Here is a 14334-nt window from a genome sequence, read left to right as displayed (position 1 = left end):
TCATCTTCCTTGGGATAAAATTTAAATGAATCTCGTTCATTTGTCAAACTAATTTTTAAAAATTATCAAAATTAAATAAATTTTTCTGTTCCATTATAGGAAATAATAATTTTTGGATAAAAGAAAGAGGTTGAAATCTATTTTTGTTTGGATTACAATTTTTAAAAATTCATGATTTTTTAGGGGGCGCATAATGGATAAGGAAAAACGTATCGTAACCTCTGCTATTCAATTGTTTAAAGAACAAGGTATCGACAAAATAAAAATAGCTGATATTGTAAAAAGGGCTGGTATTGCACAAGGAACTTTTTATTTGTACTTCCCTTCAAAAATGTCACTTATGCCCGCTATTGCAAAAGTAATGGTCGACAATATGTTTGAAGCAATACAAAAAAATGTGGATGATCAAGCGCCACTAATTGAAAAATTTAATCAATTAGTAGATACAATATTTATGATGACGAGAGAGCATAAGGAACTTGTAGCAATTATTTATGCTGGATTGTCGGCCTCTGATTATTTGAAAGACTGGGTAAATGCGTATACACCTTACTATAATTGGCTAAGAAATGAGCTGGACAGCGCAAAGTCAAAGGGTGAAATTTTAATAGCAGTTGATTCTTACGCAACGTCAAAGATGGTGTTTGGATTAATCGAGTCTGCTGCTGAACGTGCATACTTATTTGATTCCAAAGATGAAGAGCTTATCAATGAGGATAAAAAAGATTTATTAGAATTTATTTTTAATGCATTAGTCTTAAACAAGGCTGTTACAAAATAAGCGAACAGAGATAAAATATATTACAGTGAATTTTTGATATATAGGTGGAAATCCATAAACGGTCTTGTTTATAGTAATACGTTGCTATAAACAAGAAAAATATGTGTTCAAAATCCGAATTCAAAAGCGGATTTTTACTAAATTTTCTTGTAGGTTCTTTTATGCAGTAAAAATGAATGAAGTTCAGTCATTATTAACGGAGGGTTTTTTATGGGAAAAGCTTGGTTGTATGTTGGGTTAACTAGTTTTTTTGAATTAATATGGATTTATGGTTTCAATGTGGCTTCTCATTGGTGGGAATGGCTATTGATCGTTATATTTATAGGGCTTGATTTGCACTTTTTATCAAAGGCATGTGAGAAATTACCAACTGGAACAGTGTACGCAATATTTGCAGCAATTGGCACAATGGGGACGACCTTAATGGATATTTTAATTTTTAATCAAGTAGTCAGTATTGGTAAGCTTCTCTTTATTTTTATATTGATTGTAGGAGTTATTGGCTTAAAAGTTTCTGATACCGTTGAAGAGAATAAACGTACAAAAGAGGTGATATAGTATGGGATGGCTTTTTGTTTTTTTAGCTGCAGCGAGTGAACTTGTATCTGTCATTGGTCTGAAAAAATATAGCACGAAAAAGGGATTTATCAGCATGCTGCTCTATGTAGGGGGATTTGCTGCGTCACTTAGCTTTTTATATAAATCATTTGAATTTTTACAAACGAGTACGGCTTATGCAGTATGGATAGGTATTGGTACGGCAGGGGCAGTCTTAATCAATATGATGTTTTTTGGTGAGTCAAAAAGTAAAGGCCGCTTAGCAAGTGTATGCTGTATCATCATTGGAGTTGTAGGGTTAAAGGCACTTTCTTAAAATACAATAGGCATGGCGCCCCTCTCAACAGCAGTCCGCGCTGGAAATGCTTTTATGTGGCAATAGTGAAAATTTAGCAGAGAGCAACGGCATAAAAAAGTGTTAGATTGATCGCAATCAATCTAACACTTTTTCTCATTTATCCTAGTATCATTATTTAAGCAAATAGCGTTTCCCATAATAAGTAGATATTTAACGCAACTACTATTACAACGACAAGCCAACCAAGAATTGTTGTGATACGGTGATTGACCAGGCTACCCATTATGTCCTTTTTACTTGTAAACATCACAAGTGGGATAAGCGCAAATGCAATACCGAATGATAAGATTACTTGACTTAACACAAGTGCATAGGTTGCATTGACACCTGCTGCAATAATAACCAAAGGTGGAATCATTGTAATCGCTCTACGTAAATATAGAGGGATTTTTCGTTGGATGAAGCCTTGCATAACAACGTCGCCTGCTAATGTCCCAACAGAAGAGCTTGCAAGCCCTGCAATGAGTAATCCAAGTCCGAAAGACACAGCCGCCATTGGTCCAAGAGCTTCTCGTAAACCGTTATAGGCGATATCTAAATCTTCGACTACTAAGCCTTGCGTATGGAACACTGCTGCTGCAATGATTAGCATACTCATGTTAATCGCACCAGCAATAATCATTGCAATCACAATATCGATAAACTCAAATCGGAAAATACGTCGTTTTTCGTTGTCATTACGACCAACCACACGATTTTGTGTTAAGGAAGAATGTAAATAGATTGCGTGTGGCATCACAGTAGCTCCTAATATACCTGTTGCAAGTAAGAGTGAATCGACACCGTCAAATTGTGGTGTCAGCATTCCTAATGTCACTTCGCCCCAATCCGGTTGGGCTAAAAATGTTTGGAACGCAAATGCTAGCACAACAATTAGCACCATACCCGAAATGCCCGCTTCAAAAGCTCTAAAGCCTCTACGCTGTAGCTCTAAAATTGCAAAAGAACCAATTGCAGTAATAAGTGCGGCAGGTAGCATCGGAATATCAAATAATAAATATAGACCGAGGGCAGCACCGATAAATTCAGCGAGGTCGGTTGCAATGATTACAAGTTCAGCCTGTATCCATAAAAATATAGAAGTTTTTTTAGAAAAATTCTCCCTTGCTACTTCTGGCAAGTTTTTTCCGGTAGCAATACCGAGTTTTGCTGATAAAGATTGAATCAGTACAGCCATTAAATTTGAAAAGGCAATAACCCAAAGTAGTAAATAACCATACTGAGAGCCAGCGGTAATATTTGTAGCAAAGTTGCCGGGATCTATATAGGCAACAGCTGCAATAAATGCCGGACCTAGAAAGGGTAAAATTCGTCGCCAGCCTTTTATGTCTCCATCTAAAACAGCTTGGGCTGCCGGTTTTGTAATTTGTTTATAGGCCATCTTGTTCCCTCGTTTCAAAAAGTATCGTAAATGAAATAAAGTTTCCTGTGGGAAAATAATAATACTACTATTCTATAGCTAGAATTAAAAAATGTGAAGAAGTTTGCTCATAAATTTTTTATAAATTTTGAAAATCGCCGATAAAATGAGCCGAATCGCCCGTGAACCAGTGAAAATCGCCAGTAAAGCCAGCCGAATCGCCAGTAAACCGGTAAGAATCGTCGATAAACCACGCCGAATCGCCGATAAACAGCTGATAAAAGCTTGTCTCTGAGAATAAGAAAAAATTTACGAAAACCGGGCAATATCTTCTTTACTTTTTTAATTTACAGGCGTAATATGACATCATTATAAAAGTTTCAAATTTCTAAATCGCTGAAGCAATTAAACGCGGGGGACCCAATTTTAGTGGATTGTTTAAACAATTCTTGGGGTGAATCTCTTTTTAAAGAGTAGGGCTACTCAGGCCCGAATCCGACAGCTAACCTCGTAAGCGTTAAGAGCAGAAAAGTTGGAGCTTGTCAGACGTTAGAGCGTCTACAAGTCGTATTTAGTGATGACTTGTAGGCGTTTTTTTTGATGGCATTCTGTACGAAAAAGCCCCAGTAGATATAAAGAGACCGATTATGCGAAAGGTGTAATCGATTTAGAAATGCGAAACACACTCTATGAATCTAGAAGGTGTTAAGGATGAAATCCTCATTCAAACGTTATGTTATCGGTAAACCATTGAAATCCGATGCATTAGGGGAACAAAAGCTTAGTAAAACAAAGGCACTGGCCATATTATCTTCTGATGCATTGTCATCAGTTGCATACGGTCCAGAGCAAATTTTAATTGTGCTCATGACTGTCAGTACGGTTGCCTTTTGGTATTCGTTACCGATTGCGGCAGGGGTAGTAGTGCTACTTGTGGCACTCACTTTATCGTATCGACAAGTTATTTTCGCATATCCACATGGTGGTGGGGCATATGTCGTGTCCCGCGAAAATTTAGGTGTGAATGCAGGTCTAGTAGCGGGTGGGTCATTACTCGTTGATTATATTTTAACTGTCGCTGTAAGTGTATCAGCAGGGACAGATGCTATTACTTCAGCATTCCCAAGTTTGCATGCTTATAACGTTCCGATTGCTGTGTTTTTTGTTATTTGCTTAACGATTTTAAATTTACGTGGGGTTACGGAATCAGCGTCTATTTTAGCGTACCCTGTTTATTTATTCGTCGTTGTGATGATATTGCTCATTGGCATAGGAATCTATAATGTAGCAACAGGGCAAGTGCCAGCTGATTTACATCCTAAAATTGGAACGCCAGTTGCGGGCATTAGTTTGTTTTTATTATTAAAGGCATTTGCCTCAGGAAGCTCGGCATTAACTGGTGTAGAGGCAATATCTAATGCAATTCCGAATTTCAAAAGTCCTGCACCCGTTAATGCAGCAAAAACGCTATTAGCGATGGGTAGTATTTTAGCAGTATTATTTATTGGCATTGTAAGCTTAGCTTATTTCTACGGAGTCGCTCCAAATGCACAAGCAACGGTTGTTTCGCAAATTGCCGAAGCGAGTGTGGGACGCAATGTATTTTATTATATTGTGCAAGGAACAACAGCAATGATTTTAGTGCTTGCTGCGAATACTGGCTATTCAGCATTTCCTTTACTGGCAGTCAATTTATCGAAAGACGGCTTTATTCCAAGAATATTTCAAATCCGTGGCGATCGACTTGGCTATTCAAATGGGATCATGATGCTTGGGCTAGCAGCTATTGTGCTTATTATTTTGTTTGATGGCACAACAGAGCATTTAATTCCACTCTATGCAGTAGGTGTATTTATACCATTTACATTAGCGCAGTCTGGGATGATGCGTAAATGGTGGCGTGAAAAGCCTAATGGCTGGGTTATGAAATTTGTTATCAACACAATAGGGGCAGTCATTTCTTTTGTAGTGGCGATGATGTTTTTTGTCACAAAACTACCTCAAGTATGGCCGGTATTCATCTTTTTACCGCTTATTATTTGGATGTTTCATCGCATTAAGCATCACTACAATGCAGTCGGGGAACAACTACGACTAAATGGAGAAGCATTACTGAAAGTTGAGGGGAATGTCTTTGTCGTGCCGGTAGCGGGTATTACGAAAGTGGTGGAAAATTCACTGCACTATGCGCAATCTTTAAATGTTGATAAAATAATAGCCTTTTATGTAGCATTCGATCAAGCGGATGCAAAAGCCTTTGAAGAAAAGTGGAAAGCGTGGCAACCAGATGTGCGACTTGTCACTTATTATTCGCCATATCGTAGCATTACACAGCCTTTGAAAAAGTTTATCGATAAAGTGGAACACCAATATGCGAAATCGGACTACCAAGTAACAGTCGTTATTCCGCAGTTTTTACCGAAGAAAGGTTGGCAGCATATGCTACACAATCAATCTAGTCTATTAATTCGAACATCGCTGTTATTTCACAAAAATGTCGTCATTATGACTGTACCTTTCCATTTATCGAAATAATGACTAGCAAGGTCGAAAATAGTCTGATATAATCAGAGCATTGATTGAAAACACGAACGTTTACGCCAAAAAAATGCGTAAATACCATTAAATTCCGAAAATTTAAACTTTGTTCGGTTGTAGATATAAGCCTCTGCCGAATGAAGTAAAGTATCAGCTTATTATGCATATTCATATTGAAATTATAAAAATGGATATTTATAATAAGGAAGTTCATACAGCTTAATACTATTTCACTCATATAATAGCGAGAATATGGCTCGTAAGTTTCTACCGATTTACCGTAAATGAATCGACTATGGGTAGCATTGTTTTAGAAAATTCATACTAGAGATGATGTTTTCTATTTATTTCGACGTTTATGCGCTGAATGCCTTGCTCCACTCGTAGATGAATGGAATCAAAGTATTTAGCGCTTTTTTTATTATTTTATAAGAAAGAAGGAAAACAGCAATGAAGTTATTACACGACAAAATTAAGCAGGAAGGTAAAGTTTTATCTTCGTCTGTATTAAAAGTTGACTCTTTTTTAAACCACCAAATTGATCCACTACTTATGAAAGAGATTGGGCATGAGTTTGCAAATCGCTTCTCTGATGACATCATTACAAAAGTATTAACAATCGAGTCTTCAGGAATTGCACCTTCTGTAATGCTAGGGCTTGAAATCGGTGCACCAGTAGTATTTGCACGTAAACGTAAATCTTTAACATTATCAGACAATCTTTATTCTTCAAAGGTACATTCTTTCACAAAAAACGAAACAAATGAAATTTCAGTATCATGTAATTTCTTAAATAAAGATGACAATATTTTAATTGTCGACGATTTCTTAGCAAATGGTGAAGCGGTAAAAGGCTTACTTGATATTGCAGCTCAAGCAGGCGCAACTGTCGTTGGTGTCGGCATTGTCATTGAAAAAGGCTTCCAAGACGGCGGTAAATTATTACGTGAGCAAGGTGTTCGTGTAGAATCATTAGCAATTGTGGATTCTTTAGAAGATGGTAAAGTAACGTTTGCCACGGAGGATCGTGCATAATGAATGCCTTTAAGTCAACTACGCTAGCTATTCAACATTTACTTGCGATGTATGCAGGTGCTATTTTAGTACCGCTTATTATCGGTGGGGCTTTAGGTTTTGATTCAAAGCAAATGACTTATTTAGTAGCAATTGACATAATGATGTGTGGTATCGCAACATTACTTCAAGTGTATTCAGGCAAATTTATCGGTATTGGTTTACCAGTAGTTCTAGGCTGTACGTTTACAGCGGTTAGTCCAATTATTGCAATTGGGACAAACCCTGAACAAGGCATTACAGATATTTATGGTTCTATCATTGCATCAGGTTTAATTGTAATGGTCATCGCAGGCTTCTTCGGTAAGCTTGTGAAATTTTTCCCACCAGTTGTAACAGGTTCAGTCGTATCAATTATTGGTATTTCTTTATTACCAGTTGCGTTAAACAATATGGCGGGTGGACAAGGTGCAGCAGATTTCGCATCGGGTTCAAATGTTGCTTTAGCATTTATTACTTTAGTTATTATTTTAGTCGTTTATCGCTTTACAACAGGCTTTGCTCGTGCAATTTCAATTTTAATTGGATTAGTTGCAGGGACGGTATTAGGCGGATTTATGGGCAAGGTGGATTTCACGCCCGTTTCAGATGCTGGTGTATTCCACATGGTGCAACCATTTTATTTTGGAATGCCAACATTTGATGCAACAGCGATTCTGACAATGACGCTTGTAGCGATGGTTTCTTTAGTAGAATCTTCAGGTGTTTATTTTGCACTTAGCGATATTTGCAATAAAAAACTAGATTCAAAAGATTTAGCACGTGGTTATCGTTCAGAGGGGCTTGCTTCTGTTATCGGCGGTATTTTCAATGCCTTCCCATATACAACATTCTCTCAAAACGTGGGACTTACGCGTATGTCTGGTGTAAAAGATCGCAAAGTCATTTACCTAACAGGTGCCTTCCTTGTAGCACTTGGCTTCTTACCAAAAATCGCAGCATTAACAACGATTATCCCAACACCAGTACTTGGTGCGGCAATGTTAGCAATGTTCGGTATGGTCATAACGCAAGGTATGGGTATGCTAGTACCTGTTATGAATGAATCAGCGGAAAACGCGATGATTGCAGCGATTGCTGTCGGTCTTGGTGTCGGTGTATCGGTTGTTCCAGATATTTTCGCATCATTACCTCCAGGTGTAGCAATCTTAACGTCTAACGGTATCGTATGTGGTTCGGTAACAGCGATTATTTTAAATATCTTATTTAACATGATTGGGCCAAAGCATAAAAATGACCCGATGCATGGGTAAACATTAAATAAACGTTCATTGAAATTTGATGGATTAAATATTGTCATCTTCTTTATCTATTAACTTAGATTGAGGAGGTGGCATTTTTTTATGCTAAATGAGTATGGGCTGTACAATAAATCAGCTATTAGGGTGAGGGAAACTCAGTAAAAACTATGTATATTAAAGGCATAATGCAACCAAGTTCTTTTGGACATTAACCTGAATGTGAAGGTTAAAACTAGAAACGCTCATTGTTACAATCTGAGCGTTTTTGCTTGCTGTTTACACAATTTATTTGTTGAATTCAATGCACTTCATTGTTTACTCTTCAAAAATGGGGCCAGTATAATCGAAGTTATTTGTAGTGTTCCAGGTATTTCCCTTTTTCAAAAATTTCTTGTGCGCTTAATGCTGTCCAATCTTCTGGGGTTTTATCGGGATTCAAGTCAAGGTAGGATTTAACCATCTTGTAGCCTTCACTGTAACCGTAAGCATACGGTAACCCTTTTCCGCCATATAAAATTTCTAATGTGCGATTAAAATCGTATTTATTTAAATCAGGTTCAACTTTAGACCATAATTTCTTGTCGTAAGTTAAAGTCGCTGCTGTATAACCGTAGTCTGGGTAAACGGACCTTTTAAACATTTCAGCTTTTCCTTCAAAGACTACATTATCCAAAATAGAAGCCCAGTCATCCTTCCTAAAATATTTTTCTGCCCAAACGCTGTGATGGTATTCATGGGCAACGGTTAACTTTATACTATCATCCATTTCATTTGGATAGGGGAGGATAATTTTCCCTGCGCCAACTGTGAACGGGTCCATATAATTTTTAGAGTAAGGGAAGACGCAAACTGCTACATCACTTTGAGACGGTAGGAGGTCTGCGGATTTTAATAGAGATTCTTGAATGATTTGATTGATTTCGATTTTACGAGTGTCCATTTTATCACTTATCACTTGTAAATCTGTTAATCCAGTAGGAGCCGTATTAAGAATGGTTTCTGCCATATGAAAGTATTCTCCATTTTCAAAGCAATCCTTGTAGATGGGTTGAATGATTTCTTTATTATATAGTTCCAAGGTTTCCAAGGTTGAAAGATTCGGATTATCTTTGACCTTTTCAATATACGGAGAAAACAGTTGATTAACATGAATGATTTTGTACTTTTGTTTGGTCTGCGGGTGTTCAAATGCAAACACCATCTCTTTGTAATCTATTTTTTGCTCTTTCTCGGGAATGTTCCTACCTTTTTCAGTTTGTATGCAGGAAGTTAGTATCAATAGTAATAGACATAGAATAAATAAGTTCCCTATTTTAAATTTCAACATTATCCTCCTCTGAAAAATAAAAGTTAATAATTATTTATAATTCCAATTATAACCTATAATACCATATTGAATGATTATTGAAGAAAAGCTTTTTTTTGTACTTTTAGCGTGAATTTCCTTTTACGCCTATAGAGACAAGACAAGGGAAATTGAACAGGAGTTTAATTCCCGTTCAATTTCCCTTGTCTTGAAGAATTGATGGCGTATATAGCCGCTCAAATCACTGATTCAGCTCATTATAGTTGCTGAAGCTAGCTTGACATTGTTTTAAGTGCTATCTTATCAACCTGGTTGTGGTGTCGTCCAATTGGCACGACGGATGGTGAATTTGAAACTGGATCTTCGATAACCATACATTCAAGTGCGAAAATATCTTTAATTAAACCATTTGTAATAATGTCAGATGGTGTACCTTCTGCTACTAGCTGCCCTTCATGTAGAGCGAAAATATAGTCTGCATAACGTGCTGATAAGTTAATATCATGTAACACCATGACAATTGTCGTACCATACTTACGATTTAAATCTGTCAGTAAATCTAAAATTTCTACTTGGTACGTAATGTCTAAATACGTTGTAGGCTCATCCAAAAATAAAATATCAGTCTGTTGCGCTAATGCCATTGCAATCCATACACGCTGTCTTTGACCACCTGATAGTTCATCAATATGGCGATCAGCAAATTCCGTAATGTTCATCATTTCCATTGCTTCTGCTACAGCCTCATAATCTTTTTTTGACCAACCTTTTAAAAAGCTATGATGAGGAAATCTACCTCTACCAACTAAATCCGCAACTGTAATTCCCTCTGGAACGATAGGGGATTGTGGTAATAAGCCTAGCACTTTAGCAAGTTGCTTCGGAGGCATTTTTTGAATCGGTTGCCCATCTAACGTCACTTGTCCGGAAGTCGGCTTAATTAATCGCGCCATCGTTTTTAAAAGCGTAGATTTACCGCAGCCGTTCGCACCAATAATAATACTAATTTTATTGCTAGGAATCGTTACACTCACATCTTGTAAAATCGTTTTATTTTCGTAACCGGCAGTAATTTGTTCCGCTCGAAATGTATGTGTTGGCTTCATATTATAAATCTCCTTTTCGATTGATACGAATTAATAAATAAATTAAATACGGTGCACCGATAATCCCTGTAATTACGCCAACAGGATATCTGGTCTCAAATGCGAACTGACCTATTAAATCTGCAGCTAATACTAAAATAACCCCAACCAAGCCAGCAGGAACGATATTTGAAAAGCCTACGCCCACAATTTTTTTAGCAATTGGACCTGCTAAAAATGCAACAAATGCAATCGGACCGGCAGCTGCTGTAGCCAACGCAATCATTAAAACCGAGCTAAGCAAGAGCACCAATCTCGTTTTGTTCGTATCAACCCCAAGTGATGTCGCTGCTTGCTCACCGAGCTCTAATATTTCTAATCTACTAGCAAAATAAATAACAATTGGTGTACAAATACACACTGTTATGATTAATGGATAAAGGTTCTCCATTTTTGCACCATTCAAACTGCCACTTAACCAACGCATAGCTGAAGGGAGGTCATGCGTATTACCAATGACCATTAAGTAGGAAATAAAAGCATTTAACATCGCTTGAATACCGATACCGATTAAAATTAATCGACCGATTGAGAACGAGCTACTTTTCGACAATAAAAAAATAACGATAGCAGTTAAAAGTCCGCCAATTACAGATGCAATCGATACGAATGCATTACTTGCATGCAGGACAATAATACAAAAGACAGCAGCAGCGCTAGATCCAGCAGTAATCCCAATTACGTTAGGATTAGCCAATGGATTTCGTAGCATCGTTTGGAAAACGTAGCCACCAACACCGAATGCAAAGCCTGAAAATAGTCCAACTATCATCCGTGGTAATCTGATTGTACCTACAGCAAAGGACGCACCTTTGACATCCTCACCTAATAATACGCCTACAACATCCTTTACTGGATAAATTGTATTGCCAAGCATGAGCATCAAACTCATAAGTACAATAGAAATAACTGTTAGCAAGCACGTCATGAGTAGGAAACGACGTTTTCGTTTCATTCTTGAGCTATAAATAGAATTCATTGTTTCATTCATCATAATGCACGCATTTTCGCTTTCATTGTAATAAAAATTAATAGAGGAGCTCCAATGAAGGCCGTAACAATACCTACTTCAAGCTCACTTGGACTCCCTAATAGTCTTCCGCACACATCAGCAATCGTTAAAATAATAGCCCCAGCTAATGCAGAAAGCGGAATAACATAACGCACATCTGGACCGATAATTAATCGAATTAAATGAGTCGCCAACAATCCGATAAACCCGATTGGCCCAGCTAATGCTGTTGCCACACCGCATAATAAAACGCCACCAAATGAAGCGAGAAGTCGGATTGTCCCAGTTTTTACACCTAAGCCAGTCGCCACTTCATCTCCTAGTGCTAGCGCATTTAATGCAGGTGCAGAGAAGATAGCTATACAAAGCCCAATTAGTAAAAACGGAATAAACAGTTTGATATTATCCCAGCTACCTGAACCTACACTGCCAACTTGCCAAAATCTAAATTGATCCATAACATTTGTACGTGGAATCATAACGGCCACTACTAGTGATGATAATATGGCACTCGTCGCAGCTCCTGCTAAGACGAGCTTTATCGGTGTTGCCCCTCCACTACCAATTGAACCAACAGTAAACACAAAAATAGCGGTAATCATTGCACCCACTATTGCCAGCCAAATATATTGATTTGCAGAACTAATATTAAAAAAGGCAATCCCACAAACAACAAATAAAGATGCCCCTGTATTCACTCCTAATATACTTGGATCCGCAATAGGATTACGCGTTACAGACTGCATTAAGGCACCTGAAACACCTAAAGCAGCACCACACAAAAAACAAAAAATAGTTCGAACAATTCTTTGCCGAACAACATTTGCTTCATGAGAAGCAACTTCTGAATGGAATAAACCATCCAGAAGTTGAGTCCAAGTAATCATCCGAGAACCAAATACAAGCGATGCGATTACACTAAGGCAAAGTAATATTGCAAGCAAAATGATAAGCTTGCCAAAGTTACGTGGCATCAATACATGCTTATTTTCTGAAACGGATGTATTCATCATATTATTTCAGCTTTTTCGCAACATCAGAGATTAATGTTAAGTACTCGTCAATTGTATATTGAATTGATAGAGGGTTTGGGTTACCTGCTGCAGCTAATGGCGTATTATCAGTTATCACTACTACTGAACCATTTTGGATTGCTGGCACTTTTCCTAAAATTGGATCAGCTTGTAATGCAGCTAATGTTTTATCGTCACCATAAGTGATAAAAATTTCAGCATCCTTTAAAGCATCTGCATTTTCAGCACTTAATTCGATATAGAAGCTAGATTTATCTGTAATTTGATCTTTAATACTTTGTGGATACGCCATACCCAATTCCTCTAAAAACTCCCCACGAGGATCTTCTGGTGTATAAATATAAAACTTAGATAGATCTGTTGCATTAAACATAGCAAAGGCAGCTTTTTTACCTTTTAATTCTGGTTTTTCACTTGCCTTTGTAGCAATTAGCTTTTCAGTATCAGCAATTAATTGCTTACCTTCTTTTTCCATACCCATACCTTTTGCATTGTATAGGATTTGGTCACGCCATGAAATCACCCATGGAATTTCTGGGTATGCCACAACTGGCGCAATTTGACTTAATGTATCGTAGTCCTCTTGTGTAATTCCTGAATAAGCAGCTAAGATTACATCTGGATTTGAGTCAGAAATTGCCTCGAAATCTAAACCATCGGTATCTTGGTATACATTTGGTTTTGTTTCTCCTAACTCTTTTAACTTTTCAGCTGTCCATGGTAGCATACCGCTATCATCTTGTACCCCATAGTTTGCAGCTGAGAAGCCCACTGGAACAACATCAAGCGCTAATGCAACATCATGGTTTGCCCATGCAATAGTCGCAACACGCTCTGGTTTCTTTTCGATCACAGTTTCTCCAAATGCATGCTTAATTACGATTGGATACTGTGTGTCAGAAGCCTCTGAATCAGACTTTTCCGTTGAACCTTTTGAATCTGTAGACTCAGTGCCAGATTCTTTATCAGCGCATCCCGCTAAAGCAAAAGAAAAAACAGCTATTAATAACATTGTAAATAATGAATAAAAACGCTTTGAATTCATATTAGTTACACTCCTAGTAATAAAATAATTGATAATGATTATCACTATCGATAGTAGTATATAATCATTACATATATATTTCAATAGTTTATTTTTTATATTAAAAATTGCGAATACTAAGCATTTTTTCTTTTGCTTGTATATAGTAGATTCTTTTAATGTTATTACAATGAAAACTTAATTGGACAGCAAAATAGTTGAATGGATGAATACGCTGATTTAATACGCGATGGGTTATTTGAAGTGATAGTATGAAGAAGTAAGAAACGGTTCTAATTCGAAAAATGGGGGGCTTCCATGTCAGAAAAAGAACGAGAAAATTTAAAAGTAAAAGAACAGCAAAAAAATCCTGGTGGTGCTTTGAACAGTGCAGCGGCTCAAGCTCATACAGGTGCACCTAGCAGCGGTTGTTTAATTAATATTGGTTCGATTGTTATTATAATAGTTATGATTTTGTTGGTAAGAGCATGTACAAATTAAAGTTAAGATTTTAACCTCCCTGTCTTTTTTAAAAAGGGAGGTTAGTTTTTTAGGGATGTTTTTGATGTAAAAGGGTTTTTTGTGCTTGGTGATGCTTTCTACTATTAATTAAAGTAATACAGTTAGCCAATCGTTCAATACTGAATTTGATTTAGCTTTCATTCACTTGAGAAATACATAATCGCAGAATACTTTCCTTTTTATATTGTGGCAAAAATATTCTAGAGGCATCATCCACATAGATTTGTTGCTCGTTTAACAGATGAACGATTTGCTTGGCAGTCACATTATCCGGTAATCATAACCCCGAAACACTTTCTCTTCTATAATATAGGAAGATATTACATTTTCTTTTTTCATTTTTTATCCTCCCTACATTTATATGTATACACTTCATTTATT

At 37.0% G+C, this 14334-nt stretch carries 13 protein-coding genes and 2 riboswitches; of the genes, 7 read left to right on the top strand and 6 right to left on the bottom strand.

Annotation, left to right across the window (positions count from 1 at the left end):
* Window positions 1–193: 193 nt before the first annotated feature.
* From NSQ74_RS02250 to NSQ74_RS02240, 3 genes are all read left to right on the top strand, one after another.
* Window positions 194–781: a TetR family transcriptional regulator gene (locus NSQ74_RS02250; RefSeq protein WP_340821312.1), complete on the top strand. Its 588-nt coding sequence runs from the start codon at window positions 194–196 to the stop codon at window positions 779–781.
* Between the two features lie 210 nt (window positions 782–991).
* Window positions 992–1339, top strand: coding sequence for a DMT family transporter (locus tag NSQ74_RS02245; RefSeq protein ID WP_340821311.1), 348 nt, complete (start codon window positions 992–994; stop codon window positions 1337–1339).
* Between the two features lies 1 nt (window position 1340).
* On the top strand, window positions 1341–1655 hold the full coding sequence (locus NSQ74_RS02240) for a DMT family transporter (protein WP_340821310.1): 315 nt from the start codon (window positions 1341–1343) through the stop codon (window positions 1653–1655).
* 157 nt (window positions 1656–1812) lie between these two features.
* On the opposite strand, the gene NSQ74_RS02235 is transcribed toward NSQ74_RS02240, so the two are convergent.
* On the bottom strand, window positions 1813–3078 hold the full coding sequence (locus NSQ74_RS02235) for an Nramp family divalent metal transporter (RefSeq protein ID WP_340821309.1): 1266 nt from the start codon (window positions 3076–3078) through the stop codon (window positions 1813–1815).
* 363 nt (window positions 3079–3441) lie between these two features.
* A riboswitch (cyclic di-AMP (ydaO/yuaA leader) is annotated at window positions 3442–3588 on the top strand.
* A 180-nt stretch (window positions 3589–3768) separates the two neighbouring features.
* Here NSQ74_RS02235 and NSQ74_RS02230 point away from each other — a divergent pair.
* From NSQ74_RS02230 to NSQ74_RS02220, 3 genes are all read left to right on the top strand, one after another.
* Window positions 3769–5592: an APC family permease gene (locus tag NSQ74_RS02230; protein ID WP_340821308.1), complete on the top strand. Its 1824-nt coding sequence runs from the start codon at window positions 3769–3771 to the stop codon at window positions 5590–5592.
* 217 nt (window positions 5593–5809) lie between these two features.
* Window positions 5810–5911: riboswitch (purine riboswitch) on the top strand.
* Window positions 5912–6045: 134 nt separating this feature from the next.
* Window positions 6046–6630: a xanthine phosphoribosyltransferase gene (locus tag NSQ74_RS02225; protein WP_340821307.1), complete on the top strand. Its 585-nt coding sequence runs from the start codon at window positions 6046–6048 to the stop codon at window positions 6628–6630.
* Complete coding sequence (locus NSQ74_RS02220; protein WP_173478826.1) at window positions 6630–7922, top strand: nucleobase:cation symporter-2 family protein; 1293 nt, start codon at window positions 6630–6632, stop codon at window positions 7920–7922. The genes NSQ74_RS02225 and NSQ74_RS02220 overlap by 1 nt, the downstream gene beginning before the upstream one ends.
* A 337-nt stretch (window positions 7923–8259) precedes the next feature.
* Here the strand turns inward: NSQ74_RS02220 and NSQ74_RS02215 are convergent, their stop codons facing one another.
* The 5 genes from NSQ74_RS02215 to NSQ74_RS02195 all read right to left on the bottom strand — a co-directional run bounded on the left by NSQ74_RS02215 (window position 8260) and on the right by NSQ74_RS02195 (window position 13452).
* Complete coding sequence (locus tag NSQ74_RS02215; RefSeq protein ID WP_340821306.1) at window positions 8260–9237, bottom strand: DUF2268 domain-containing putative Zn-dependent protease; 978 nt, start codon at window positions 9235–9237, stop codon at window positions 8260–8262.
* Window positions 9238–9488: 251 nt separating this feature from the next.
* Entirely contained in the window at window positions 9489–10322 is an 834-nt protein-coding gene (locus tag NSQ74_RS02210; RefSeq protein ID WP_340821305.1) for an ABC transporter ATP-binding protein, read from the bottom strand.
* Window position 10323: 1 nt separating this feature from the next.
* Window positions 10324–11355: a FecCD family ABC transporter permease gene (locus tag NSQ74_RS02205; protein ID WP_340821304.1), complete on the bottom strand. Its 1032-nt coding sequence runs from the start codon at window positions 11353–11355 to the stop codon at window positions 10324–10326.
* Entirely contained in the window at window positions 11352–12386 is a 1035-nt protein-coding gene (locus tag NSQ74_RS02200) for a FecCD family ABC transporter permease (protein ID WP_340821303.1), read from the bottom strand. The genes NSQ74_RS02205 and NSQ74_RS02200 overlap by 4 nt, the downstream gene beginning before the upstream one ends.
* Before the next feature lies 1 nt (window position 12387).
* Window positions 12388–13452 carry an iron-siderophore ABC transporter substrate-binding protein gene (locus NSQ74_RS02195; protein WP_340821302.1) on the bottom strand — a complete coding sequence of 355 codons (1065 nt, stop codon included), beginning with the start codon at window positions 13450–13452 and terminating at the stop codon, window positions 12388–12390.
* Window positions 13453–13749: 297 nt separating this feature from the next.
* Between NSQ74_RS02195 and NSQ74_RS02190 the strand changes: the two genes are divergently transcribed.
* Complete coding sequence (locus NSQ74_RS02190) at window positions 13750–13932, top strand: DUF6366 family protein (RefSeq protein WP_340821301.1); 183 nt, start codon at window positions 13750–13752, stop codon at window positions 13930–13932.
* The last annotated feature ends 402 nt before the right edge of the window (window positions 13933–14334 follow it).

This window comes from Lysinibacillus sp. FSL W8-0992 (assembly GCF_038008685.1).
Classification (GTDB): Bacteria; Bacillota; Bacilli; order Bacillales_A; family Planococcaceae; genus Lysinibacillus.
This window is presented reverse-complemented; position numbering and strand designations above follow the sequence as displayed.

Excerpts from the sequence above, each read along its gene's own strand:
- NSQ74_RS02190 (WP_340821301.1), top strand. The coding sequence starts at position 13,750 with ATGTCAGAAAAAGAACGAGAAAATTTAAAAGTAAAAGAACAGCAAAAA.
- NSQ74_RS02210 (WP_340821305.1), bottom strand. The coding sequence starts at position 10,322 with ATGAAGCCAACACATACATTTCGAGCGGAACAAATTACTGCCGGTTAC.
- NSQ74_RS02225 (WP_340821307.1), top strand. The coding sequence starts at position 6,046 with ATGAAGTTATTACACGACAAAATTAAGCAGGAAGGTAAAGTTTTATCT.
- NSQ74_RS02220 (WP_173478826.1), top strand. The coding sequence starts at position 6,630 with ATGAATGCCTTTAAGTCAACTACGCTAGCTATTCAACATTTACTTGCG.
- NSQ74_RS02200 (WP_340821303.1), bottom strand. The coding sequence starts at position 12,386 with ATGATGAATACATCCGTTTCAGAAAATAAGCATGTATTGATGCCACGT.
- NSQ74_RS02250 (WP_340821312.1), top strand. The coding sequence starts at position 194 with ATGGATAAGGAAAAACGTATCGTAACCTCTGCTATTCAATTGTTTAAA.
- NSQ74_RS02195 (WP_340821302.1), bottom strand. The coding sequence starts at position 13,452 with ATGAATTCAAAGCGTTTTTATTCATTATTTACAATGTTATTAATAGCT.
- NSQ74_RS02240 (WP_340821310.1), top strand. The coding sequence starts at position 1,341 with ATGGGATGGCTTTTTGTTTTTTTAGCTGCAGCGAGTGAACTTGTATCT.
- NSQ74_RS02205 (WP_340821304.1), bottom strand. The coding sequence starts at position 11,355 with ATGATGAATGAAACAATGAATTCTATTTATAGCTCAAGAATGAAACGA.
- NSQ74_RS02215 (WP_340821306.1), bottom strand. The coding sequence starts at position 9,237 with ATGTTGAAATTTAAAATAGGGAACTTATTTATTCTATGTCTATTACTA.
- NSQ74_RS02230 (WP_340821308.1), top strand. The coding sequence starts at position 3,769 with ATGAAATCCTCATTCAAACGTTATGTTATCGGTAAACCATTGAAATCC.
- NSQ74_RS02235 (WP_340821309.1), bottom strand. The coding sequence starts at position 3,078 with ATGGCCTATAAACAAATTACAAAACCGGCAGCCCAAGCTGTTTTAGAT.
- NSQ74_RS02245 (WP_340821311.1), top strand. The coding sequence starts at position 992 with ATGGGAAAAGCTTGGTTGTATGTTGGGTTAACTAGTTTTTTTGAATTA.